18 protein-coding genes and 4 pseudogenes are annotated in these 22257 nt (G+C 69.9%); 15 read left to right on the top strand and 7 right to left on the bottom strand.

Going from position 1 to position 22257, the window contains the following annotated elements:
- Positions 1 to 430 precede the first annotated feature (430 nt).
- Together I8J32_RS00580 and gshB are read right to left on the bottom strand one after the other, a co-directional pair.
- Positions 431 to 1324, bottom strand: a complete 894-nt coding sequence (locus I8J32_RS00580; RefSeq protein ID WP_200614122.1) for an energy transducer TonB — start codon at positions 1322 to 1324, stop codon at positions 431 to 433.
- A 112-nt stretch (positions 1325 to 1436) separates the two neighbouring features.
- Positions 1437 to 2396, bottom strand: coding sequence for a glutathione synthase (gshB, locus tag I8J32_RS00575; protein WP_200614121.1), 960 nt, complete (start codon positions 2394 to 2396; stop codon positions 1437 to 1439).
- Positions 2397 to 2626: 230 nt separating this feature from the next.
- Between gshB and pilG the strand changes: the two genes are divergently transcribed.
- From pilG to I8J32_RS18180, 5 genes and pseudogenes are all read left to right on the top strand, one after another.
- The gene (gene pilG / locus I8J32_RS00570) at positions 2627 to 3022 is read left to right on the top strand and encodes a twitching motility response regulator PilG (RefSeq protein ID WP_200614120.1); all 396 of its coding nucleotides are present in this window, start codon (positions 2627 to 2629) and stop codon (positions 3020 to 3022) included.
- 18 nt (positions 3023 to 3040) lie between these two features.
- Positions 3041 to 3406: a response regulator gene (locus I8J32_RS00565; protein ID WP_207526706.1), complete on the top strand. Its 366-nt coding sequence runs from the start codon at positions 3041 to 3043 to the stop codon at positions 3404 to 3406.
- A 1-nt stretch (position 3407) separates the two neighbouring features.
- Positions 3408 to 3974: a chemotaxis protein CheW gene (locus I8J32_RS00560; RefSeq protein ID WP_207526705.1), complete on the top strand. Its 567-nt coding sequence runs from the start codon at positions 3408 to 3410 to the stop codon at positions 3972 to 3974.
- A gap of 67 nt (positions 3975 to 4041) precedes the next feature.
- Positions 4042 to 6055: pseudogene (locus I8J32_RS17420) on the top strand (methyl-accepting chemotaxis protein).
- A 109-nt stretch (positions 6056 to 6164) separates the two neighbouring features.
- Positions 6165 to 9220: pseudogene (locus I8J32_RS18180) on the top strand (Hpt domain-containing protein); the annotation flags it as partial.
- A gap of 504 nt (positions 9221 to 9724) precedes the next feature.
- Here the strand turns inward: I8J32_RS18180 and I8J32_RS17990 are convergent.
- A complete protein-coding gene (locus I8J32_RS17990; protein ID WP_407061000.1) occupies positions 9725 to 10138 on the bottom strand; it encodes a pentapeptide repeat-containing protein in 414 nt (137 codons plus the stop codon).
- Positions 10139 to 10140: 2 nt separating this feature from the next.
- Here I8J32_RS17990 and I8J32_RS17985 point away from each other — a divergent pair.
- Positions 10141 to 10506, top strand: a pseudogene (locus I8J32_RS17985) (Hpt domain-containing protein); the annotation flags it as partial.
- Positions 10507 to 11187: 681 nt separating this feature from the next.
- Here the strand turns inward: I8J32_RS17985 and I8J32_RS17910 are convergent.
- Positions 11188 to 11598: a hypothetical protein gene (locus I8J32_RS17910; protein WP_343225244.1), complete on the bottom strand. Its 411-nt coding sequence runs from the start codon at positions 11596 to 11598 to the stop codon at positions 11188 to 11190.
- Between I8J32_RS17910 and I8J32_RS17905 the strand changes: the two genes are divergently transcribed.
- The 3 genes from I8J32_RS17905 (at position 11549) to I8J32_RS00510 (ending at position 14713) form a co-directional block, all read left to right on the top strand.
- Positions 11549 to 12607 carry a response regulator gene (locus I8J32_RS17905; protein ID WP_343225243.1) on the top strand — a complete coding sequence of 353 codons (1059 nt, stop codon included), beginning with the start codon at positions 11549 to 11551 and terminating at the stop codon, positions 12605 to 12607. The genes I8J32_RS17910 and I8J32_RS17905 overlap by 50 nt on opposite strands.
- The gene (locus I8J32_RS00515; protein WP_200614115.1) at positions 12600 to 14171 is read left to right on the top strand and encodes a chemotaxis protein CheB; all 1572 of its coding nucleotides are present in this window, start codon (positions 12600 to 12602) and stop codon (positions 14169 to 14171) included. Before I8J32_RS17905 ends, I8J32_RS00515 begins: the two co-directional genes overlap by 8 nt.
- Before the next feature lie 68 nt (positions 14172 to 14239).
- Complete coding sequence (locus I8J32_RS00510; RefSeq protein ID WP_200614114.1) at positions 14240 to 14713, top strand: chemotaxis protein CheW; 474 nt, start codon at positions 14240 to 14242, stop codon at positions 14711 to 14713.
- A 54-nt stretch (positions 14714 to 14767) separates the two neighbouring features.
- On the opposite strand, the gene I8J32_RS00505 is transcribed toward I8J32_RS00510, so the two are convergent.
- Positions 14768 to 15502, bottom strand: coding sequence for a 16S rRNA (uracil(1498)-N(3))-methyltransferase (locus I8J32_RS00505; protein WP_200614113.1), 735 nt, complete (start codon positions 15500 to 15502; stop codon positions 14768 to 14770).
- Complete coding sequence (gene bioA, locus I8J32_RS00500) at positions 15493 to 16866, bottom strand: adenosylmethionine--8-amino-7-oxononanoate transaminase (protein ID WP_407060980.1); 1374 nt, start codon at positions 16864 to 16866, stop codon at positions 15493 to 15495. The genes I8J32_RS00505 and bioA overlap by 10 nt, the downstream gene beginning before the upstream one ends.
- Before the next feature lie 104 nt (positions 16867 to 16970).
- On the opposite strand from bioA, the gene nudE reads away from it, so the two are divergent.
- The 4 genes from nudE to I8J32_RS00480 all read left to right on the top strand — a co-directional run bounded on the left by nudE (position 16971) and on the right by I8J32_RS00480 (position 19579).
- Complete coding sequence (gene nudE, locus I8J32_RS00495) at positions 16971 to 17519, top strand: ADP compounds hydrolase NudE (RefSeq protein WP_200614111.1); 549 nt, start codon at positions 16971 to 16973, stop codon at positions 17517 to 17519.
- The gene (gene cysQ / locus I8J32_RS00490; RefSeq protein ID WP_245156376.1) at positions 17516 to 18325 is read left to right on the top strand and encodes a 3'(2'),5'-bisphosphate nucleotidase CysQ; all 810 of its coding nucleotides are present in this window, start codon (positions 17516 to 17518) and stop codon (positions 18323 to 18325) included. The genes nudE and cysQ overlap by 4 nt, the downstream gene beginning before the upstream one ends.
- 44 nt (positions 18326 to 18369) lie before the next feature.
- The gene (gene mazG, locus I8J32_RS00485) at positions 18370 to 19203 is read left to right on the top strand and encodes a nucleoside triphosphate pyrophosphohydrolase (RefSeq protein WP_207526703.1); all 834 of its coding nucleotides are present in this window, start codon (positions 18370 to 18372) and stop codon (positions 19201 to 19203) included.
- A gap of 73 nt (positions 19204 to 19276) precedes the next feature.
- On the top strand, positions 19277 to 19579 hold the full coding sequence (locus I8J32_RS00480; RefSeq protein WP_200614108.1) for a DUF962 domain-containing protein: 303 nt from the start codon (positions 19277 to 19279) through the stop codon (positions 19577 to 19579).
- Between the two features lie 30 nt (positions 19580 to 19609).
- Here I8J32_RS00480 and I8J32_RS00475 read toward each other — a convergent pair whose 3' ends face one another.
- Positions 19610 to 19951 (bottom strand): DMT family protein, encoded by a 342-nt coding sequence (locus tag I8J32_RS00475; protein WP_200614107.1) that lies wholly within the window; start codon positions 19949 to 19951, stop codon positions 19610 to 19612.
- 127 nt (positions 19952 to 20078) lie between these two features.
- On the opposite strand from I8J32_RS00475, the gene I8J32_RS00470 reads away from it, so the two are divergent.
- Both I8J32_RS00470 and I8J32_RS17980 read left to right on the top strand, forming a co-directional pair.
- Positions 20079 to 20789: a response regulator transcription factor gene (locus I8J32_RS00470; protein WP_200614105.1), complete on the top strand. Its 711-nt coding sequence runs from the start codon at positions 20079 to 20081 to the stop codon at positions 20787 to 20789.
- Positions 20790 to 20803: 14 nt separating this feature from the next.
- Positions 20804 to 22122 (top strand): annotated as a pseudogene (locus I8J32_RS17980) (sensor histidine kinase).
- Positions 22123 to 22257: the final 135 nt, after the last annotated feature.

Raw genomic sequence — 22257 nt, 5'->3', positions numbered from 1 at the left:
ATCCGGGGACTGTCCGGCCATATGGCCCGATATGTCGGGAGAGTTCGGGAGACTGTCCGGACATATGCCCGCACATGTCGGGAGAGTTCCGGCGACTGTCCGGACATATGCCCCGATATGTCGGGAGAGTTCCGGAGACTGTCCGGACATATGCCGCGATATGTCGGGAGAGTTCCGGAGACTGTCCAGCCATATGCCGCGATATGTCGGGAGAGTTCCTGTGAGTGTCCGGCATATGCCCGCATATGTCGGGAGAGTTCCGGCGACTGTCCGGACATATGCCGCGATATGTCGGGAGAGTTCGGGAGACTGTCCGGACATATGCCCGGATATGTCGGGAGAGATCCGGCAACTGTCCGGCCACATGCCGGCATGTCTCCCCGGAGCGCTTGAGTCCGGAAGCCACCGCCCGGCCGGGCGTCACCCCGCCTCAGTCGTCGATCATTTCCCCGCCCGGCAGGAACTGCCAGGTGCGGGTGACATGCAGGATGTCCGGGTCTTCCTCGGTGTGGGGCAGGGCGGCGTAGGGTTCGGCCAGCCGCGCGATGCGCAGGGCGGACGAATCGAGCAGCTGGATGCCGCTGGACTGCACGATCTGCGCGGTTTCCACCGTCCCGTTGCGGCGGATGGCGATGGTGATGACCACCGCGCCGGCCAGGCGCCGGCGGCGGGCCTCGTCCGGATAGTTGAGGTTGCCCACCCGTTCCACCCGGCGGACCCATTCGGCCAGGTAGGTGGCCCAGGCGTATTCCTGGGTGCTGGCGGAGACGAACTTGCGCTTGGGCCGCTTGGCGTAGCGCTCCGAGCGCAGGTGGATCTCGGCCGCCAGCCGCGCCATCGCCATGTCGCGGGCGATCTTTTCCCGGCCCCGCGGCATCACCGGGGTGTCCGGGGGCGGGGTCGCCTGGGCGCGGGCGACGGTGGCTTCGCCGCGCAGGCTGCTGGCGACGCGGTCCTGGGGGGCGGGCTGGGGCGCCGGCGACTGCGCCCGCAGGGTGCGCGGGGCGATGCCGGGTTCCGGCTGCGGGGCCGGGCCCGACTGGGTTTCACGCGGCCGGGTGGCCTTGTCGTGCTCCCCGCCGCCCTGGTTGGTGGCCTGGGCGAGGAAATCGGCCTGCTTCTGGGTGAGCGGCGAGGTGGTCTGGGTCAGGATCACGTCCAGCGTCGGCGTGATCGGGGCCGCGCTTTCGACGGCCCAGCCCACGCCCAGCAGCACGATCGAGTGGATGAGCACCGACAGCACCATGGTCGCGCTGATGCGCCGGTTCTCGCCGACGGCGTACTCGCCCGGGTGGGGCGGGATCTGGGCGGCAAGGGTGCTCATGGGGACGGAAGCGGGAACACGACACCGGGATGACCCGGCGAGTGTGCCACCGCGGCGGGCGTCGCCGGGGTGACGTGAAGCTCCGTTCGGGCGCCCGGCCCACGCGCTGGCTTCATGCCCCGGGCATCCCCGCGCCGGCCTCGAGGGCGTCGAACAGCAGGCCGGCGATGTTCAGGCCGAACTGCGCGTCCAGTTCGCGGATGCAGGTCGGGCTGGTGACGTTCACCTCGGTCAGCCAGTCGCCGATCACGTCGAGGCCGACGAACACCATGCCCCGTCGGACCAGCTCCGGCCCGACCTGGGCGGCGATCCAGCGGTCGCGCTCGCTCAGCGGCTGGCCCCGGCCCTTCCCGCCGGCCGCCAGGTTGCCCCGGAACTCGTCGCCCTGCGGGATGCGCGCCAGGCAGTAGTCCACCGGCACGCCGTTGACCAGCAGGATGCGCTTGTCGCCCTCGGTGATTTCCGGGAGGTAGCGCTGGGCCATGGCCAGGTGCTGGCCGCCCTGGGTCAGGGTCTCGAGGATCACGTTGACGTTCGGGTCCCCGGCGCGGACCCGGAAGATGGAGCGCCCGCCCATGCCGTCCAGCGGCTTGAGCACGGCCTCGCCCTGTTCGAGGACGAAGGCCTTCAGGACGGCGGCCTCGCGGCTGACCACCGTTTCGGGCACGCACTGGGGGAATTCGAGGGCCGCCAGCTTCTCGTTCATGTCCCGCAGGCCCTGCGGGTCGTTGACCACCCGGGCGCCGGCCCGCTGGGCCAGGCCCAGGATCTGGGTGTCGTTGACGAAGTCCGGATCGACCGGCGGATCCTTGCGCATCAGGACGATGTCGGCCGGTCCCAGCACCCGGGGCGCCCAGTCACCCAGCGTGTACCAGCCAGCCGGGTCGTCCTTCACCTGCAGGGCCGCCACGGTCGCCTGGGCCCGCCCGGCGACCACCGCCAGGCCGCCCGGCCGGACGTACCATAGGCGGTGCCCGCGGCGCTGGCCTTCCAGCAGCATGGCGAAGGTGGAGTCCTTGGCGATCCTGATCGACCCGATCGGGTCCATCACTACGACGATGTCCAACGGCATGGTGGCGCCGGTCGAAAATGGAGCGGGGATGGTAGCAGCCGCGTCATCTTGTGCCGCGGAACCTGACGTTCCAGACGCACCACGGCAGGCGCCGCTCCAGCCGAGAACCCCCGCACATTCAGGATGGGCGCAAAAGACGATCCGTGCTTGACAGTCCGCGCAGGGCTTGAAATAAAGGCGCTTCGCGATGTGCGGGGGCACAGCGTTCGCACACAATGGGGAAGGAAAGCATGCAAGAGGGCGGCAACAGCAACCTCGACGGCCTGAAGGTCATGGTGATCGACGATTCCAAGACCATCCGGCGCACTGCGGAGACCCTGCTCAAGCGCGAGGGCTGCGACGTGGTGACCGCCACTGACGGCTTCGAGGCCTTGGCCAAGATCGCCGACCAGCAACCCCAGATCATCTTCGTCGACATCATGATGCCGCGCCTGGATGGCTACCAGACGTGTGCGCTGATCAAGAACAACCACCTGTTCAAGAACACGCCTGTCATCATGCTGTCGTCCAAGGACGGATTGTTCGACAAGGCCCGGGGGCGCATCGTCGGTTCCGAGCAGTACCTGACCAAGCCATTCACGCGCGAGGAACTCCTCGACGCAATCCGCACACATGTACACGCCTGACCGGGGGGTAGGGCACGCATGGCAAGAATCCTGCTCATAGAGGACTCGCCGACCGACACGGCGGTTCTGACTCAATTGCTGGAGCGCAACGGCCACGAGGTCCTGAGCTCCGGCAGCGCCGAGGACGGCATCGTCGCGTGCAAGCGCGAGCTGCCGGACCTGGTGATCATGGACGTGGTCCTGCCCGGCATGAACGGCTTCCAGGCCACGCGGGCGCTGTCGCGCGACGCGGCTACCAGCGCCATCCCGGTCCTGATCCTGAGCACCAAGGACATGGAAACCGACAGGGCCTGGGGCATGCGCCAGGGCGCCAAGGACTACATCGTCAAGCCGCCGCGCGAAGACGAGTTCATCGCCCGGATCAACGCCGTACTGGGTCATTGAAGTGAAGAAGACCGCACCTGCGCCCCTCGGCCCGTTCGATCTGCTGGCCGACTACGAGCGCCGCAGCCTCGAACACGTCGCCGGCCTGCCCGAGCAGCTCGACGCGCCCGGCCTGTGGCGCGGCGTGGGCTATCGCGTCGGCGCCCGCCGGCTGGCCTCGGGTTTCGACGAGGTCCGCGAGATCCTGCCGCTGCCCGTGATCACGCCCGTGCCCGGCTCCCAGCCGTGGATGCTGGGCGTGGCCAACGTGCGCGGCAACCTGCCGCCCATCGTCGACCTCAAGCAGTTCCTCGAGGGCGAACGCACGGTGCTGCACGAAAGCCAGCGCGTGCTGCTGGTGCGCCAGCCCGGCGGCGACGTCGCCGTGCTGATCGACGAGTTGTTCGGCCAGCGCAGTTTCACCCAGCCGCAGCTGCTCGAGGGTGAGCAGATGGAACAGGCGCAACTGGCCCAGGGACGGTATGCCCACTTCATCGACCGCGGTTACCGCATCGATGAACACCTGTGGGGAATCTTCAGCCTGGACAGGCTGGCCCGCACACCCGAATTCCGCCAAGCCGCGGCCTGAGCCGCGCTTGCCAGTCCTGAATCTGCCCTGCCGCACGCGGCAACTGCATCGTCAACGAGGTTGAACCATGAGCACTGTGATGAATCCCAAAGGCCGCGGTCTCGGCGTCAATACCTGGTTGACGGTGCTGGGCATCTCGGTGGCGATCTTCGGCCTCAACGCCGGCTACGCGACCTGGAAGGGCGGACGCCTGGCCAACGCCAGCTCCTCGGCATCGGCACTGCAGGTGAACTCGCAGCGCCTGGCGGTGCAGGGCGCCGAGGCGGTGAGCGGTGACAAGGAGGCCTACGCCGCGTTCAAGGCCACCAAGTCGCAGATGGACTCGGACGTGAACGACCTCAACTCGCGCTTCGGCAACGAGCTGGGCGTCTCGGGCGAGATCGGCACGGTCAGCAACACCTGGGAACTGGTGGGCCGCAACGCCGACCTGGTCATCGCCTCGGAAGCCGCGGTGACCGGCCTGGCGCAGAACGCCGACAGCTTCGCCAGCAAGGTGCCGCAGCTGCAGGCCCGCCTGGACGAACTGGTCCGCGCGATGTCGTCCAGCGGTTCGCCCGCCTCGCAGGTCTACCTGGCGCTGCGCCAGAACGTGCTGGCCGGCGCGATGGACAAGAGCATCACCTCGATGCGCGCCGGCGGTCCGGGCGCATCGGTCGCCGGTGAACAGCTGCGCCGCAACGCCTCGGTGTTCGGCAACGTGCTGGCCGGCCTGCGCAAGGGCGACGCCACGCTGAGCATCACCCCGCTGTCCAACGGCGGCGCGCTCGCCGCGCTCGGCCAGGCCGAGACGCTGTGGACCGACATGAAGAAGGACCTGGACGCCATCCTGGCCGGTTCCAAGAACCTGTTCACCGCCCAGGGCGCCGCGTCGACGATCACCAACGAATCCAACACGCTGCTCAGCCAGAGCCAGTCGCTGTTCAACTCGCTGACCGCCTTCGGTTCGGTGACCAGCAAGAACCCGCTCGGCCACATCCTTGGTGTCGATCCTCTCGGGCCTGGCGGCGATCATCGCCATCGGCGGCCTGCTGTTCTCGCTGAACCGCGCGCAGCAGAAGCGCTACCAGACCACCAAGGAACTGAACGACCGTAACCAGGAGGCCATCATGCGCCTGCTGGACGAAATGGGTTCGCTCGCAGAAGGCGACCTGACCGTGAAGGCGACCGTGACCGAGGACATGACCGGCGCGATCGCCGACTCGATCAACTTCGCCGTCGAGCAGCTGCGCAGCCTGGTGCAGACGATCACCGACACCTCGGTGCAGGTGGCCTCCAGCGCACAGGAAACGCAGGCCACCGCCATGCACCTGGCCGAAGCCGCCGAACACCAGGCCCAGGAGATCAGCTCCGCCTCCGACCGCATCAGCGAAATCGCGGCCAGCATTGACCAGGTGTCGAAGAACTCCGCCGAGTCGGCCGACGTGGCCCAGCGCTCGGTGCAGATCGCGACCAAGGGCGCGGGCGTCGTGCGCCAGACCATCGCCGGCATGGACTCGATCCGCGACCAGATCCAGGAAACCTCGAAGCGAATCAAGCGGCTGGGTGAAAGCTCGCAGGAAATCGGCTCGATCGTTGAACTGATCAACGACATCTCCGAGCAGACCAACATCCTGGCGCTGAACGCGGCCATCCAGGCGGCCTCGGCCGGTGAGGCGGGCCGCGGGTTCGCGGTGGTGGCCGACGAAGTGCAGCGACTGGCAGAACGCGCGTCCAACGCGACCAAGCGAATCGAAACGCTGGTGCAGACGATTCAGTCCGACACCAACGAAGCGGTGTCCTCGATGGAGCAGACGACCTCGGAAGTGGTCGCCGGCGCCCGACTGGCCGAAGACGCGGGTACCGCGCTGGGCGAGATCGAAAAGGTGTCGTCCGACTTGTCGGGCCTCATTCAGGGCATCTCGGTGGCCGCCAAGCAGCAGTCCAGCGCCGCGTCGGGCATCACCGTCACGATGAACACGATCCAGTCGATCACCGCGCAGACCTCGCAGGGTGCGAGCCAGACGGCGCAGTCGATCGGAAACCTCGCGCAGCTGGCGGCGGACCTTCGCCGTTCGGTCGCCGACTTCAAGCTGCCGGCCTGAAGCGAACCGGGGACTACGACGCGATGGATGGGTTGAAGGCAAAAAGCCGCGTGCAGGCAACCGCGCATGACGCGGGTGCCGTGGTTGCGCGCGCACGCGGAGGTTCCCGATGACCGTGTTGCGCGACGCGATCGACACCACCACGCTGGGCTGGGTGAAACCCGAGCTCGATACGACCCTGCGCCATGCGCGGGACGAGATCGAGGCCTTCGCCGAAGCGCCCTCGCAGACCGGGCACATGAAGGCGTGCGCCGGGCACATGCACCAGGTGCACGGCACGCTGCGCATGATCGAGCTGTACGCCCCGGCGATGGTGGCCGAGGAGATGGAGCGGCTGGCGCTGAGCCTGCTGCGCGGCGAAGTGGCCGAACGCGACGACGCCGTGTCCGCGCTGATGCGCGGCGTGGTCCAGTTGCCCGATTACCTGGAACGCCTGCAGGGCGGCCATCGCGACATTCCGATCGTGCTGCTGCCCCTGCTCAACGAACTGCGCGCCTCGCGCGGTGAAACCGGGCTGAGCGAGAGCGTGCTGTTCTCGCCGGACCTGGATCGTCCGCTGCCCGAAGACGTGCCCGTGCCCTCCGCGCCGGCCGCCAAGGCTGGCCCCGGGGACGCCATGGCCCGCCTGGGCGCCCTGCGCGACGCGCTGGCCAGCTGGCCCGAGGACGGCTCGCCCGCCGACGCCGGCGTGCTGGCCAACAACATCGACGCGCTGTTCGCGCAGGTCGACAACAACGCCCTGCGGCGCATGCTGTGGGTGGCCTCGTCGGTCGCCGGCGCGGTGCGCGACGGCGCGCTGGACGCCCACAAGGGCGTGCGCCAGGCCTTCGCCAGCGTCGAGCGCGAGACGCGCCAGATGCTGGGCGACGACGGCTTCAGCGCGCCACGCCCGGATGCGCTGGCCGAGCCGACCCGGCAGCTGCTCTATCACGTGGCCCACCACGGCCGCAGCCACCCGGCGCTCGACACGCTGCGCCAGACCTTCGACCTGGCCGCCCAGCTGCCCAGCGAGGACGAACTCGAACACGCCCGCGGCAGCCTCAGCGGCCGCAACCGCGCGCTGCTGGACACCGTCTCGGCGGCGATCAAGGAAGACCTCCTGCGCGTCAAGGACGCGCTGGACCTGCATTTGCGCACCCGCCAGACGGACGTCAACGAACTGCGGCCGCAGGTCGAGGCACTGACCCGCGTCAGCGACACGCTGGGCATGATGGGGCTCAACGTGGCCCGCAACGTCGTGCTCCAGCAGCGCGATGCGATGCGCGACATCGTCAGCGGCCAGCGCGCGGCCGACGAGGGCGCCCTGCTCGACGTCGCCGGCGCCCTGCTGTACGTGGACGCCTCGCTCGACGACCAGGTGGCCCGCCTGGGCCTGCCCGACACCGGCGACGACGACCTTGGCATCCGGCGAGCGCCGGCGCGTGCTGGACGTGGTCGTGCGCGAAGCGATCGCCAACTTCGGCGATGCCCGCCAGTCCTTCGTCGCCTTCGTGGAGACCGGCTGGGACCATGGCGAACTGGCCGAAGTGCCGCGCCTGCTCGAGGAAGTCGGCGGCGCCCTGCGCATGCTCGAACAGCCCCTGCCGGCCGATTACCTGGTGGCCGTGCAGCGCTATGTCGACGTCGAACTGCTGACCCGCAAGCGCGTCCCCAACAGCCAGCAGCTGGACACCATGGCCGATGCCCTGGCCAGCCTGGAGTACTACCTGGAAGCCCTGCGCGACCAGCGTCCGGCGCGCGACGAGATCCTCGAGATCGCCCGCTACGCGCTGGAGCGCCTGCGCTACTGGCCGCTGCCCGCGCTGGAAGCCGCGCCGGCGCCGGTCGAGCCCGCCGTCGTCGAGCCGGCGCCCGTCGCGCCGCCCACTCCGGTGGAGGCTTCGCCCGAACTGGCCCATGCGCTCGATTTCAACCGCATCGAACCGTTCCAGGGCGTGTCCCACCCGCAGGTGTCCGAACCACCGCAGGCGGCCGCGCCCGCAGCCGAGGCGGCCCCGCCTGCTGCCCCGGCCCCGGTCGAAGCGCAGGTTCCGGCGCCCGTCGCCGCAGGTCCGGCCGGCGTCGCCGCCGGTGGTTTCGAACGCAGCGACGACATCGACGACGACATCCGCGAAGTGTTCCTGGAAGAGCTCCAGGAAGAAATCGACAACCTCGGCGGCCTGTTGCCGGCGTGGCGCAACGCGCCCGACGACGGCGAGCGCCTGCGGCCGATCCGCCGCGTCTTCCACACGCTCAAGGGCAGCGGTCGCCTGGTCGGCGCCAAGACGCTCGGCGAGTTCAGCTGGAAGGTCGAGAACATGCTCAACCGCGTGCTCGACGGCACGCGTCCGGCCACCCCGGCCGTCCTGGCCCTGGTGGGCCAGGCCTACGACACCTTGCCCCAGCTGCACGGCGCGCTGCGCGGCGAAGGCGTGATCACCGCCGACCTGCCTGGCCTGGAAGCCGTCGCCGAGCGGCTCGCCGCCGGTGAGGAAGCCATTTACACGGCGCCGGCGCCGGCGCCGGCCGTGGCCGAACCCGAACCCGAGGTCGTGGCCGCACCGGAACCGGTCGACACGATCGTCGGCGACATCACCGCCGTCTCCATGGACCTGGGCGCACAGCCCGAAGCCGCGGCCGAAGAAGCACCGGCCCCGGAGGCCGCGCCGGCCGAACTGCCCGGCGTCGCCGCGTCGGTTGACCCGGTGCTGCTGGAGATCCTGGCGGGCGAAGTGGCGGGCCACCTGGTCACCATCGAAGCCTGGCTTGCCGCTTCGGCGGCGGTGCCGCAGCCGGCCACCGAGGCCCTGCAGCGCGCGGTGCACACGCTCAACGGTGCGTTCGCGATGACCGAGGTCCCGGTGATCACCGAGATCACCGGTCCGACCGAAACCTATATCAAGCGCCTGCTCGTGGCCGGCGCCGTGCCCACCGACGAGGGCGTCGACGGCCTGGGTGCCGTCGCGCGCGCCATCGCCGACACCCTGGCCGGCCTGCAGTCGCCGCGCGCCTACGTACCGCGCTTCGAAGGCCTCGCGGCCCGCATGCAGGCCCTGCGCGACAGCCTGCCCGAAGCCCGTCACGTGCCGGTGGTGGAAGACGAGGCAGCGCTGGGAACCGAACTGACCTCGTTCGACATGAGCGAGTACACCGACCTGGCCGGCGACATCGGCGAGGGCACCCTGACCCTGGTCGAAGCCGAGGCATTGGCCGACGGCCTGGTCCAGGACAGCGGCACCATGGTCATCAGCCTGTCGGAAGACCGGGGCGTGGAGACCGAAGCGCTGCCGGATCTTGCCGAACTGGAAGTGGCGCTGCTCGACAGCGAGCGCGCGCAGGCCGAGGCAGGGGAAACCGAGCGCCTGGAAGCCGAGCGCCTCGAAGCCGAACGCCTCGAAGCCGAGCGTGCCGAAGCCGAGCGTGCCGAAGCCGAGCGTGCCGAAGCCGAACGTGCCGAAGCCGAGCGTGCCGAAGCCGAACGTGCCGAAGCCGAACGTGCCGTAGCCGAACGTGCCGTAGCCGAACGTGCCGAAGCCGAGCGTGCCGAAGCCGAGCGTGCCGAAGCCGAGCGTCTCGAAGCCGAACGTCTCGAAGCCGAACGTCTCGAAGCCGAACGTCTCGAAGCCGAACGTCTCGAAGCCGAACGTGCCGAAGCCGAGCGAGCCGAAGCCGAACGTGCCCAGGCCGCACTCAGTGAAGCCGAGCGGGCTGAAGCCGACCGACTGGAGGCCGAGCGTGTGCAGGCCGAGGCCGCCGAGACGGCGCGCCTGGAAGCCGAGCGCATCGCTGCCGAAGAGGAAGCCGAATACGCTCGCCTGGAGCAGGAATACGCCGAAGCCGAGCGGGTTGCCCGCGAGACCGCGGAAACCGAACGCGCCGAAGCCGAACGTGCCGAAGCCGAACGTGCCGAAGCCGAGCGCGCCGAAGCCGAACGTGCCGAAGCCGAGCGTGCCGAAGCCGAGCGCGCCGAAGCCGAACGTGCCGAAGCCGAACGTGCCGAAGCCGAACGTGCCGAAGCCGAACGTGCCGAAGCCGAACGTGCCGAAGCCGAGCGTCTGGAAACCGAACGCCTCGAATCCGAGCTGCGTGAGGAGCAGGAAGCACTGGTGGCGGCCCGCGAGCAGGAAGCCGCCGCAGTGCCGGCCGCCGCGCCCGCGCCCGCCGCGATCGATCCGGCCGTTGCCGCCCTGCTGGCGCAGGCCCAGGCCAGCAGCGAGGATCCCGATGAGGCGCTGGACCTGTCCGGGCTGGACCCGGAGCTGGTCGACATCTTCGTCGAGGAAGGCGCGGATCTGCTGGACCATTCCGACGGTCTGCTCGCGCAGCTGCGCGCCGATCCGGGTTCGCGCGAGCCGCTGGTGGGGCTGCAGCGCGACCTGCACACCCTCAAGGGTGGCGCGCGGATGGCCGGCATCATGGCCGTGGGCGAACTCGGCCACGTCATGGAATCCCTGCTGGAGTCCGTCGTCGAGCACCGCGTCGAACTCGGCAGCGACGGCGTGCCGCTGCTGGAACGCGGTTTCGACCGTCTGCATTCGATGGTCACCCGCGTCGGCGAGCGTCGCGCGATCGCGCTGCCCGAACGCCTGATCGCGCTGTTCGACGCGCGCTCCAGGGGCCAGGCACTGGCGCTCGCGGGCGAGCCGGCGCATGCGCAGGCCGGCCACGCGCTCGAGCCGGTGGTCGAGCTCAAGCCGCTGTCGGCCCCGATGGTCGAGGCGCCGCATGCCGACGACGAGGACATCGGCGCGCGCGCCCCGCAGGAACAGGTGCGCATCCGCGCCGACCTGCTGGACCGCCTGGTCAACTACGCCGGCGAAGTCGCGATCTACCGCGCCCGCCTGGAACAGCAGCTGGGTGCCTTCCGCGCGGCCATCGCGGAAATGGACCAGACCAACATCCGTATGCGCGACCAGCTGCGGCGTCTGGAAATCGAGACCGAAGCGCAGATCATCGCCCGCTACCAGCGCGAGCACGAAGCGACGGACGCGACGTTCGATCCGCTCGAGCTCGACCGCTTCTCCACCCTGCAGCAGCTTTCGCGCGCGCTGGTCGAATCGGCCACCGACCAGGGCTCCCTGCAGGTCACGCTGGACGACCTGACCCGCCAGTACGAAACCCTGCTGCTGCAGCAGTCGCGCGTGAGCTCGGAACTACAGGAAGGCCTCATGCGCACGCGCATGGTGCCCTTCGATGCGCTGCTGCCGCGCCTGCGCCGCGTCGTGCGCCAGGCATCGGGCGAGCTGGGCAAGCAGGTCCAGCTCAAGCTGGGCAATGCCCAGGGCGAACTGGACCGCAACGTGCTGGAGCGCATGACCGCGCCGCTGGAGCACATGCTCCGCAACGCCGTCGCGCACGGCCTGGAAACGCCGGAAAAGCGCAAGAAGGCCGGCAAGTCCGAAGAAGGCGCCATCAGCATCGCCATCCGCCGCGAAGGGTCGGAAGTCGTGCTGGAAGTGTCCGACGACGGCGCCGGCCTCAACCGCGAGGCCATCCGCCGTCGCGGCGAGGAACGTGGCCTGGGTCCGCAGCGACGCGGTGCTGAGCGACAGCGACCTGGACATGCTGATCTTCGAGCCGGGCTTCTCGACGGCCGACGAAGTCAGCCGCCTGGCCGGTCGCGGCGTCGGCATGGACGTGGTGGCCTCGGAAGTGCGCCAGCTCGGCGGCACGATCGACATCCATTCGCAACCGGGCAAGGGCGCCCGCTTCACGCTGCGCCTGCCGCAGACGCTGGCGGTCACCCAAGCGGTGTTCGTGCGCATCGGCGAGACGACCTTCGCCGTGCCGATCGCCTCGGTCCGCGGCGTCGGCCGCATGCAGCGCGACCTGCTGGCCAAGGCCGATGCGGCGTACCAGTACGGTGGCGAGGACTATCCGGTCCACGACCTGGGAACGCTCGTCGGCCACGCCACGGCGAAGGCCGAAGGCCAGATGCAGATGCCGCTGCTGCTCGTCCGCGCCGGCGACCTGCGCGCGGCGGTCAGCGTCGACCAGGTGCTGGGCAACCGCGAAATCGTGGTGAAGCCGGTGGGCCCGCAGGTGGCCTCGGTGCCGGGCATCTTCGGCGCCACGATCATGGGCGACGGCAGCGTCGTGGTGATCCTCGACGTCGCGCCGCTGGTGCGTCGCCAGGCGATGGTCGGCACCGAGGAACTGCTGCCTGTCGCACCGCCTGTCGAGCACCGCCGCGTGCCGATGGTGATGGTGGTCGACGACTCCGTCACCATGCGCAAGGTCACCGGCCGCGTGCTGGAGCGCCACAACTTCGAGGTCATGACCGCGAAGGACGGCCTGGACGCGCTGGAGAAACTGGCCGACCGCGTGCCCGACCTGATGCTGCTCGACATCGAGATGCCGCGCATGGACGGCTACGAGCTGGCCACCGCGATGAAGGCCGATCCGCGCCTGCGCAACGTGCCGATCGTGATGATCACCTCGCGTACCGGCGAGAAGCACCGCCAGCGCGCCTTCGACATTGGCGTCAACCGCTACCTGGGCAAGCCGTACCAGGAGCCGGAACTGATGCGCAACGTGTTTGAACTGCTAGGGATAGCGCGAACCAATGAGTGAGAACGACAGCGCCCGCCGTGTGGTGTTGCTGGCCCGCCCGGGCCCGGCCCGGGACCGCATGCGCGAGGCGCTGGCCGAGGCCGCCGCTGATGTCGTGCTCGAAGCCGACCCGACCGCGACCGATCCGTCCGAAGTGATGGCGGCGCGACCGGACGTCGCGCTGATCGTCCTCGATGCCGCCACGGACGAGGCACTGGACCGCTTCGACGCCCTGTTGTCGGACGCGTCGGTGGAAGTGCTGTTCGAGGAAGCCGAAATGGCGGTCGGGCGCGTGGGCTGGGATGCGGCGCGCTGGGTGCGCCACCTGGCCGCCAAGCTGCACCGCTCCGGCGACGTGCTGCCGCCCGGCCACGGCGGCGTCGCGGCTCCGGAACACACCCAGACCGCGGCTACCCCCGAGACCCCGCCGACGCCCTCCGTGTCGCAGGAGGCCGAGGTGGCTGCGGAGTGGTCGCTGTCCGACCTGCAGCTGCCCGAGCCTTCGGCCGACGCCAGCACCGCCGCGTCCGCAGCGCCTGCGCCCGAGGCCGACGCGCTGTCGCTGGGGATGCTGGAGCTGGAATCCACGGCATTCGACATGCCGGCCCACGTTTCGCAACTGCCCGGGCTCGAAGTGCCCGGCTCGCTGGAGCCGCCAGGCCAGTCCGCCAGTGTCGCGCCCGTAGAGGGCCTGCACGACGATCTGCCGTCGCTGGAGGCTCCGGAAATCACCTTCGCCCCGTTGCAGCTGGACGAGGAGTTCCTGACCACCACGTCCGATGCGATCGAACCGATCGACCTGCACGCCAACATCGAGTCGTTCGCCTCCGGGCTGGACGATGCGGCCGCCGGCGACGCCGGCGAGCACCGCGCGGGCCCGGTCGCGCCCCAGGCGGCGCGGCTTGAACTCGAACTGCTCGACGACACCGATGCGCCCATCCAGGTCGAAGGCCTGGAAGTCCAGGGCGACGACACCCGCGAGTCGGACCGCTTCCAGAACGACCTGGCGGACCTGCACAGCCGCATCGCGTCGATGGAGCTGGTCGTGGACCGGGCACCCACGCAGGTGCGCGGCGCTGTGCTGGTGATGGCCGGCATCGGCGGGCCGGATGCGGTGCGCCAGTTGCTGGGTGCGCTGCCCGACACCTTCCCGCGCGCTGTCCTCGTGCAGCAGCGGCTGGACGGCGGGCACTACGACAAGCTGGTCGCGCAGATGCAACGCGCCACCCAGCTGCTGGTTGAACTGGCGGTGCCGGGCCGGCCCGTGGAAGCGTCCTCGGTCTACATCCTGCCGCCGACGGTGGGCGTGGAGGAAGGCGCGCGCGGCATGCAGTTCAACGAGATGCCCGGCGACCTGCTGGCCGCGCTGCCCGCCGGCGACAGCGCCGTGCTGATGCTCAGCGGCAGCGATCCCGGCCTGGTCGACGCGGTGATGAAGCTTTCCGCCGGCGGCGCGCTGGTGGCGGCCCAGGCGCTGGATGGCTGCTACGACGTCGCGGCCCCGGCTGCGCTGGCCTCGCGCGGTGGCGCGGCCGCCAAGCCGCAGGACTTGGCCCGGCGACTGGCCGAGCGCTGGAACCGTTGATCCCCGGCTACACCTGATTTCCTGCACCCGAACACGTACACCTGACTTTCCCGCGCGGAACCGCACCCATGACGACCCTCGAGCAAAACGATATCCGCGGCGTGCTGATCGCGCTGACGGGCGCCAGGCTGCTGCTGCCCAACGCGACGATCGCCGAGGTGCTGTCCTTCGCTCCGCCGGAACCGATCGAAGGCGCGCCCGAATGGTTGCTGGGCCGCATGCGCTGGCGCGGCTGGCAGGTGCCGCTGATCTCCTTCTCGCGCCTGACCGGCATCGCGCCCGAGCAGGGCGGACTGGGCACCAAGGTCGTCGTGCTCAAGGCCCTGGGCTCCGGCGAGGCCCGCAGCCCGTATTTCGCCATGCTGACCCAGGGCTTCCCGCGCCTGGTCACGGTGTCGCACGACCGCCTGCTGCACGAACCCGACGACCACCTGCCGCAGGGCGTCCACGCCCGCGTCTGGCTCAACGAGGACGAGGCGTTCATCCCGAACCTGGAAGTGGTCGAGTCGCTGATCGGCGGCGCGCTGGCCGAAGCGGCCTGAGCCCCGCTGTCGGCGGCCCGCGCGGGCCACGACACCCGCGCTGAGGGTTGCGGACTAGACCAGATCTCCGACGCGCGCCTGCAGCGCCGCGATGGCCGCCAGCCCGGCGGTCTCGGTGCGCAGGATCCGCGGTCCCAGTCGCATGCCCTGGAAGCCGGCGGCAACCAGCATGTCCCGATCCAGCGGCGACCACCCGCCTTCCGGCCCGACCGCCAGTACGAAACCGTCCGCGGCGTGGGTGAGCCCCGCGGGCGAATTCTTGGCTTCCGGGTCGAGCAGCAGGCGCGTGCCCCCGGCCGGCAGGGCCTCCAGAGCGGCGGCCAATGACAGCGGCGGAGCGACTTCAGGCACCCGTGCGCGGCCGGACTGCTCGCAGGCCGCGCCGACCACGCCGCGCCAGTGCGCCAGGCGCTTGGCCGTGCGGGCCTCGTCGAGTTTCACCTCGCTGCGCTGCGACCACACCGGCACGAATCGCGCCACGCCCAGTTCCGTGGATTTCTGCAGGATGAGGTCCATCTTTTCGCCGCGCGCCACGCCCTGGAGCAGGGTGATCGCCAGCGGTGACTCGTTGTCGACGGCGTGCGCCGCGCCTATGGCCACGCGCAACTCGCGCTTGGTCGCCAGTACGACCTTCGCCGGGTAGTCGTGCCCGTCGCCGTTGAAGAGCACGCAGGCGTCGCCCGCCTCCAGGCGCAGCACGCGGACCAGGTGCGCGGCAGGTCCTTCCGGAAGCGACAGCTCGGTGCCGGCGCGCAGCGGCGCCTCGACGAACACGCGGGTCAGGCGCATGCGGTCGCCTCCTCGATGACTTCGGCAGTGACGCGCGCCAGCAGGTCCAACGCTTCGTCGTCGATGCAGTACGGCGGCATCCAGTACAGCACGTCGCCCAACGGCCGCAGCAGCACGCCCCGTTCCAGCGCCCCGCGGTAAGCCCGCAGGCCGACGCGCAGCGACGGATCGAAAGTTGCGTCGCGACGGCCACCGGGGGTCAGTTCGAAGGCGACGATCATGCCCGCCTGGCGGACGTCGGCCACGTGCCGGTGGGCGGCCAGAGGCCTTGCCAGCGCGGCCATCGCCTGTGACGTGCGCGCATTGCGCGCCAGCACGTCGTCGCTGTCGAAGATCCCGAGGCTGGCCAGCGCCGCGGCGCAGGCCAGTGGATTGCCGGTGTAGCTGTGCGAATGCAGGAAGGCGCGTTCGCGCGAGTCGTCGAGGAAGCCGTCGTAGATCGACTGCGTGGCGAGCACCGCCGCCAGCGGCAATGCGCCACCCGTGAGCCCCTTGGACAGGCACAGCAGGTCAGGCTGGATCCCGGCCTGTTCGCAGGCGAACAGCGTTCCGGTGCGGCCGAAGCCGGAGGCGATCTCGTCGGCGATGAGGAACACGCCGTACTGGTCGCACAGCTCGCGCGCCAGCCGCAGGTAGACGGGGTCGTACATGCGCATCCCGCCCGCGCATTGCACGCGCGGCTCCAGGATCAGCGCGCAGACCTCGCCGGCGTGCCGCTCCAGCAGCGCGCGCAGTCCGTCGGCCGCCTGCTGCGCGCGCTGCGCGGGCGACTGCCCGGGCTGGCACAGGTAGGCGTCGGGCGAAGGCGCGAACAGTGCCTCCGCCAGCAGCGGGGCATAGACACGGCGGTAAAGCGGAATGTCGCCCACGGCCAGGGCGCCCAGCGTCTCGCCGTGGTAACCGTTCTCCAGCGCGATGAAGCGCGTGCGGGCGTTGTCGCCGCGGTTGCGGAACCAGTGGAACGCCATCTTCAGCGCAACCTCCACCCCGGCCGAGCCGTTGTCGGCGTAGAACACCTTGGCCAGGGGCGGCCGGCCCGGCTGTCGCGGTGCGATGGCGAGCAGGCGTTCGGCCAGTTCCACCGCCGGCGCGTGCGAGCAGCCGGCCAGCAGGACATGCTCGAGCGTCACCGCCTGACGCGCGATCGCCGCGGCGATGCGCGGTTCGGCATGGCCGAACAGGTTGGTCCACCAGCTGGCGATCGCGTCGAGATAGCGCCGCCCGTCGTGGTCGATGAGCCAGGGGCCCTCGCCACGGGCCACCGGCAGCAGCGGCAGCGTGTGCGGATGCTCGCGCATCTGCGTGCACGGGTGCCACAGCACGGCGAGGTCGCGCGAACGCCAGGCATCGGCGTCCGATATCATGGTCCCATCGTGAATCGTGTCCTGCATCCGCACATTATCGCAGCCCGCCCGGCCGCTGCCGCCATCCGCGCGTGCAAGCCGCATCCGGCTGGACGACCGGCGCCATGAGCCGCCGCCTGCCGACGATCCACGGGATCACCGAGCACGAGGCCGGCCCGTACCGGCTGGAACGGCTGGACCTCGAGTTCGCCAACGGGCAGCGCCGCAACTACCAGCGCCTGCACGGCCGCGGCCATGGCGCCGTGGTGGTGGTGCCCCTGATCGACGACGACACCGTCCTGCTGGTGCGCGAGTACGCCGCCGGGGTGCACCGCTACGAACTGGGCCTGGTCAAGGGCCGCATCGACGAAGGCGAGACCGCGCTGCAGGCGGCCGACCGCGAGCTCAAGGAGGAGGCGGGATTCGGTGCCCGATCGCTCACCCTGTTGCGCGACCTCACGCTGGCGCCGACCTACATGAGCCATACCGCGCAGCTGGTCATCGCGCGCGACCTGTACCCGCAACGCCTGGAAGGCGATGAACCCGAGGAGCTGGAAGTGATTCCATGGAGGCTGGACGCGCTGCACGAGCTGATCCTGCGCGAGGATTTTTCCGAGGGCCGCAGCATCGCCGCACTGTTCATCGCGCGCGAATGGCTGGGGATGCAGCAGTGACCGCCGCACCCGGCATCGACGCCGCCACGCGCGAAGCCGTGGTGGCGCTGGCGCATGACGCCGCGGCGGCGATCCTGGCCATCTACGACAGCGAGTTCGCCGTCGAGCACAAGGACGATGATTCCCCGCTCACGGCCGCCGACATGGCCGCGCACCGGTGCATCGTCGATGGGCTGGCGCGGATCACCCCCGACATTCCCGTGCTGTCGGAGGAGTCCGCCCATGAAGTGGCCACCGGCCTGCGTCGCAGCTGGCGCCGCCTGTGGATCGTCGACCCCCTCGATGGCACGCGCGAGTTCGTCAAGCGCAACGGCGAGTTCACGGTGAACATCGCCCTGGTCGAGGACGGCGTGGCCGTGTTCGGCGTGGTGCAGGCGCCGGTGACGGGCGTGACCTGGCATGGCGGCGCGGCCCTGGGCGCCCTGCGCCGCGAGGGTGGACGGGAGCAGCCGCTGCACGTGCGCGCACCGGCGACCGCCCCGCTGCGCGTGGCCGCAAGCCGCTCCCACCGCGATACCCGGACCCAGGCCTTCATCGACCGCATGGGCGAGGTGGAACCCGTCGGCCTGGGCTCGTCCCTCAAGTTCTGCCGCATCGCCGAGGGCGCGCTGGACGTCTACCCGCGCTTCGGCCCCACCAGCGAGTGGGACACCGCCGCCGGCCAGTGCGTGCTCGAAGGCGCCGGCGGCGCGGTCGTGGATCCGCAGGGCCGTCCGTTCCGCTACAACCAGCGCGACCGCGTGCTCAACGGCGACTTCATCGCGATCGGCGACCCCGCACTGCCGTGGCGCCAGTGGCAGGGCTGAGTCTTCCAGGCATATCGCCACCCATCGAACCCACCGGATCCCGCATGACCGATCTGCCCCAGGACCACGGCGACATCCAGACCCTGCTGGCGATCATGGCGCGCCTGCGCGACCCGCAGGGCGGCTGTCCGTGGGATGTGCAGCAGGACTTCGCCACGATCGCCCCGTACACCATCGAGGAAGCCTACGAGGTGGCCGATGCCATCGACCGGCAGGACCTGCCGGCGCTGAAGGACGAACTGGGCGACCTGCTGCTGCAGGTGGTCTTCCACGCGCAGATGGCGCGCGAGCAGGGCGCATTCGTGTTCGCCGACGTCGTCGCCGCCATCAGCGACAAGATGATCCGCCGCCACCCGCATGTGTTCGCCGATGCGCAGGTGGCCGATGCCGACGCGCAGACCGTGGCGTGGGAGGAACACAAGCGCGGCGAGCGCGAGGCCGCCGGCGAGCGCGACGAGTCGGCCCTGGCCGGCATCGCGCGTGGCCTGCCCGAGTGGCAGCGGGCGGTGAAGCTGCAGAAGCGCGCGGCCGCGGTCGGCTTCGAGTGGCCCGACATCACGCCGGTGCTGGCGAAGCTGCACGAAGAGATCGAGGAAGTACGCACGGAGTTCGCGGCGGTCCAGGCCGACGCGGCCGATGCCGCCGCCCGCGACCGGCTGGAGGAGGAGGTGGGCGACCTGCTGTTCGTGGCGGCCAATGTCGCCCGCCACGGCAAGATCGACGTCGGCGCCGCGTTGCGTCGGGCCAACCTCAAGTTCGAGCGGCGTTTCCGAATGATGGAAACCCTGGCTGGCGCCGACGGGGTCCGGCTTGCGGACCTGCCGCTGGACGCCGAGGATCGCTACTGGGCGCGGGCGAAGGCCGCCGGAAAGCCCTAGGGCGCGCGCCGCGCGCACCTCCGGCTCCGACCTGCCCGCCACCCGTCCAGCAGCGATCCGTCAGGAGCCCGCCATGCGCCGCTTCGCCAGTTTCCGGGAGTTCTATCCCTTCTACCTCAGCGAGCATCGCCACCCGGTGTCACGTCGGCTGCACTTCTTCGGCAGTTGCGGCGTACTGGCACTGCTGGCCGCCGCGGCGTGGACGCGTAACGGGTGGCTGGTGCTGGCGGCCCTGCTGTGCGGCTACGGATTCGCCTGGGTGGGCCATTTCTTCTTCGAGAAGAACCGGCCGGCGACGTTCAAGCACCCGCTCTATTCGTTCCTGGGTGACTGGGTGATGTTCAAAGACATCCTCACCGGGCGGATCAGGCTCTGATCGGCTTGCCCGCGCCGCAGGCCCCGCGGGTCAATCCAGGAAGATCAGCCAGGCGGCCACCACGATCAGCGCGAAGCCGGCCCAGTGGTTCCACTTCAGGGGCGCGCCAAGGTACCAGGTGGAGAAGCCGGCGAAGACCAGCAGGGTGATCACCTCCTGCATGCCCTTGAGCTGTGGCGCCGAATACAACGCGCTGCCCATCCGGTTGGCCGGCACCATCAGGCAGTACTCGAACAGGGCGATGCCCCAGCTGGCAGCGATGGCCCAGGTCAGCGGCGCGGACTTGTACTTGAGGTGGCCATACCAGGCGAACGTCATGAAGACATTGGAGCCGAGCAGCAGGAAAACAGGGGCAAGACGGTCGAAGATCATGTGGGGGCCGCGGGAGCCGCAGGCAGCTGGATGAATGGATCCCCAGCGTATCGGCCGCCTTCACGGTGCGTCTACCGCTCCAAGTGCAACTTCACAAACCTGAAGTCGAACCCTGGGAGAGCATCCAATGCAGACGACGCGGGATGGCGGGCTGGTCCTCATCGTGGAGGACAACCGCAACATTTCTGAGATGGTGGGGGAGTACCTGGAAGGCCGTGGCTTCGAGGTGGATTACGCCGCCGACGGCCTGGACGGCTTCCGCCTGGCCACCGAGAACAGCTACGACGTGGTGGTCCTGGACCTGATGCTGCCGCGCATGGACGGCATCGAGGTCTGCAAGAAGCTGCGTGAGGAGGCCCGCAAGTCAACGCCGGTCCTCATGCTCACCGCGCGCGACACCCTCGACGAGAAGCTCAACGGTCTGTCCGTGGGCGCCGACGACTACCTCACCAAGCCCTTCGCGATCCAGGAACTGGAAGCGCGCCTGCGTGCCCTGATCCGCCGCGAGCGGCGCCAGGTGGGCGGCGAAGTGCTCAAGGTCGCCGACCTGGTGCTGGACCCGGCCAGCCTGCGCGTGACCCGCGCCGGCACCGAACTGCAGCTGTCGCCCATCGGTCTGCGCCTGTTGACGATCCTGATGCGGGAATCGCCGCGGGTCGTCAGCCGCCAGGAAATCGAGCGCGAGATCTGGGGCAACGGCCTGCCCGACTCCGACACCCTGCGCAGCCATCTGTACAACCTGCGCAAGACCATCGACAAACCCTTCGACAAGCAGCTCCTGCATACGGTGCAGAGCGCGGGCTATCGCGTGGCCGACATATCGCAGCCGCCTGACTGAGCGGCGGACGTCCCATGCAGCACGCGCTGCCGCGCAGGATCAAGCTAGCCTTCATCATGCAGGCGCTGGTGGCCAGCATCGTCATCACTGCGATGACGGCGCTGGGCGCCACGCTCCTGCGGAGCGTGATCGTGCGCGACACCGTTCAGCGGGAGGCAGCGGCGTTCTGGGCCGCCCCGATCTGGGAAACCCCCGGGGGGCGATCTGGAACGTGCGCTGCCCCGTGGACGCATGATCAGCAGCCACTTCACGCCCGCTGGTGCTTCGGCGGCGAGCCTGCCCGTGGACCTGCGCGACCTGCCTCCCGGGCTGCATCACCTGGATGAGCGTCCCGGCCACGCGGTCTACGTCGACAGCACGCCGCGTGGACGGCTGGTCCTGGATTACGACACCGACCTGCTGGACGGGGCGATCCTGTGGAGCACCCTGGGTTCGGCGCTGATGGCGCTGCTCATCGGCTACGGGCTGTCATGGTGGACCTACCGTACCTCCAAGCGCCTGGTGGGACCGGTGAGCTGGCTGGCCGGGGTCGTGGCACGGTGGGACCCGCGCGCACCGGACCTGTCGGCCATTCGCGCGCACAACCTCCCGTTCGAATCCGGCGACGAAGTGCAGGGCTTGGCCGGCGCACTGGCGGGCCCTGGGCGACCGCGTCGCCCAGTTCGTCCAGCGCGAGCGCAATTTCACCCGCGATGCCAGCCACGAACTGCGCACGCCGCTGACCGTGATCCGCGTGGCGACCGACCTGATGCTGGCCGATCCGGATTCCAGCGCGCGCCAGCAGCGCTCGCTCTTGCGCGTGCAGCGCGCCGGCCGCGACATGGAAGCGGTGATCGACGCCTTCCTGATCCTGGCGCGCGAAGCCGAAGTGGAGCCGGTCAGCGAGGAGTTCGACGTGCGCGAGATCGTCGCGCACGAGATCGAACGCGTGCAGCCGCTGCTGGTGGGACGTCCGATCGAGCTGGCCGTCACCGACGAGGGGGCGCCGCACCTGTTCGCGCCGCCGCACGTGCTGGCGGTGATGGTGGGCAACCTGCTCAGCAACGCCGTGCGCTTCACCGACAGTGGGCGGATCGACCTGCACCTGCGTCCCGACCGCATCGAGGTGCGCGACACCGGCATCGGGATGACGGCCGATGCCGTCGCCCGGGCCTTCGATCCCTTCTATCGCGCCGATCCCCTGCGCGAGGAAGGCCGGGGCATGGGTTTGTCGATCGTTCGCCGACTGGGGGAGCGTTTCGGATGGCCGGTCAGCCTGAGCAGTACTCCGGGCGAGGGGACCACGGTCCTGATCCGCTTCGGCCGGCCTGACGCCGCGCCGGGCGCGGCCTGAGCATCGCGCCGGCGACGTGCAGGCATAGGGTCGGACTGCACGGCCAGTCCCGTGTGTTCAGGCCCGCGCTGGCCCATCGGGTGCGGGATGACGCCTCCTCGAGTGCATCCGGGACTGCGGTCTGAATTCCCCCTG

This window comes from Lysobacter solisilvae (assembly GCF_016613535.2).
In the GTDB taxonomy this organism is placed as follows: domain Bacteria; phylum Pseudomonadota; class Gammaproteobacteria; order Xanthomonadales; family Xanthomonadaceae; genus Agrilutibacter; species Agrilutibacter solisilvae.
The sequence above is the reverse complement of the archived record's forward strand: the minus strand, read 5'-3'. Positions and strand labels throughout refer to the sequence as shown.

Excerpts from the sequence above, each read along its gene's own strand:
- I8J32_RS00580 (WP_200614122.1), bottom strand. The coding sequence starts at position 1,324 with ATGAGCACCCTTGCCGCCCAGATCCCGCCCCACCCGGGCGAGTACGCC.
- gshB (WP_200614121.1), bottom strand. The coding sequence starts at position 2,396 with ATGCCGTTGGACATCGTCGTAGTGATGGACCCGATCGGGTCGATCAGG.
- pilG (WP_200614120.1), top strand. The coding sequence starts at position 2,627 with ATGCAAGAGGGCGGCAACAGCAACCTCGACGGCCTGAAGGTCATGGTG.
- I8J32_RS00565 (WP_207526706.1), top strand. The coding sequence starts at position 3,041 with ATGGCAAGAATCCTGCTCATAGAGGACTCGCCGACCGACACGGCGGTT.
- I8J32_RS17910 (WP_343225244.1), bottom strand. The coding sequence starts at position 11,598 with ATGTCCAGGTCGCTGTCGCTCAGCACCGCGTCGCTGCGGACCCAGGCC.
- I8J32_RS00515 (WP_200614115.1), top strand. The coding sequence starts at position 12,600 with ATGAGTGAGAACGACAGCGCCCGCCGTGTGGTGTTGCTGGCCCGCCCG.
- I8J32_RS00510 (WP_200614114.1), top strand. The coding sequence starts at position 14,240 with ATGACGACCCTCGAGCAAAACGATATCCGCGGCGTGCTGATCGCGCTG.
- I8J32_RS00505 (WP_200614113.1), bottom strand. The coding sequence starts at position 15,502 with ATGCGCCTGACCCGCGTGTTCGTCGAGGCGCCGCTGCGCGCCGGCACC.
- bioA (WP_407060980.1), bottom strand. The coding sequence starts at position 16,866 with ATGATATCGGACGCCGATGCCTGGCGTTCGCGCGACCTCGCCGTGCTG.
- nudE (WP_200614111.1), top strand. The coding sequence starts at position 16,971 with ATGAGCCGCCGCCTGCCGACGATCCACGGGATCACCGAGCACGAGGCC.
- mazG (WP_207526703.1), top strand. The coding sequence starts at position 18,370 with ATGACCGATCTGCCCCAGGACCACGGCGACATCCAGACCCTGCTGGCG.
- I8J32_RS00480 (WP_200614108.1), top strand. The coding sequence starts at position 19,277 with ATGCGCCGCTTCGCCAGTTTCCGGGAGTTCTATCCCTTCTACCTCAGC.
- I8J32_RS00475 (WP_200614107.1), bottom strand. The coding sequence starts at position 19,951 with ATGATCTTCGACCGTCTTGCCCCTGTTTTCCTGCTGCTCGGCTCCAAT.
- I8J32_RS00470 (WP_200614105.1), top strand. The coding sequence starts at position 20,079 with ATGCAGACGACGCGGGATGGCGGGCTGGTCCTCATCGTGGAGGACAAC.